The sequence below is a fragment of the Pseudomonas sp. IT-P74 genome (assembly GCF_949768175.1).
Taxonomy (GTDB): Bacteria; Pseudomonadota; Gammaproteobacteria; order Pseudomonadales; family Pseudomonadaceae; genus Aquipseudomonas.
The window spans coordinates 1-524 of the sequence record NZ_CATKQD010000057.1 but is presented as its reverse complement, the minus strand read 5'-3'; the positions used below and the strand labels follow the sequence as shown (position 1 = coordinate 524).

1 pseudogene is annotated in these 524 nt (G+C 59.4%); it reads right to left on the bottom strand.

From position 1 onward, the window contains the following. A pseudogene (locus ACM6J5_RS22340) lies at window positions 1-524 on the bottom strand (hypothetical protein); the annotation flags it as partial.

The window sequence follows — 524 nt, the reverse complement described above, 5'->3', positions numbered from 1 at the left end:
TGCCCCATGATGGTGATGGTTTCATCGGGGGACACGCGGCGAATCTCGCTGACCAGCATGGCCAGCCGGGTCGCCGCGAGCACGAAGTAACGCCGGTTCGGCGCCTTGCCCATGTACAGGGAATTGGGCATGGTGGGTTGAACCCAATGGCGCAACCATTTGGCGAAACCCTCTTCGTACATCTCCAGCAGATTGTTGGTGGCGTTAGCAAAAAATCCGCCACCCTTGGCGAAATGTCGGTCCAGACGGTTGTCGAACCGGTCCTGGAATTGATTGCGTAGCCGGGCCGGGTCGCCATTTTTGTCGCGTTTGATTTCGCCGGGTTCGGCCCGGTAGCCCCAATAAAACGGAATCATCAGGCTGCGGGTCTTGGGGGCGTTTGTATCGCGCTGGTAGAGGTAAGTGTCCGGATCATCGAGCGCAGCCTTGTGCTCATCCTCCCGCAACTCAGGTGGTAACGCTTCAGCCGCACTGTAATCAGCCCCATACCGCCCCGCCTTCAAATCCGGCCGATCCAGCCGCTC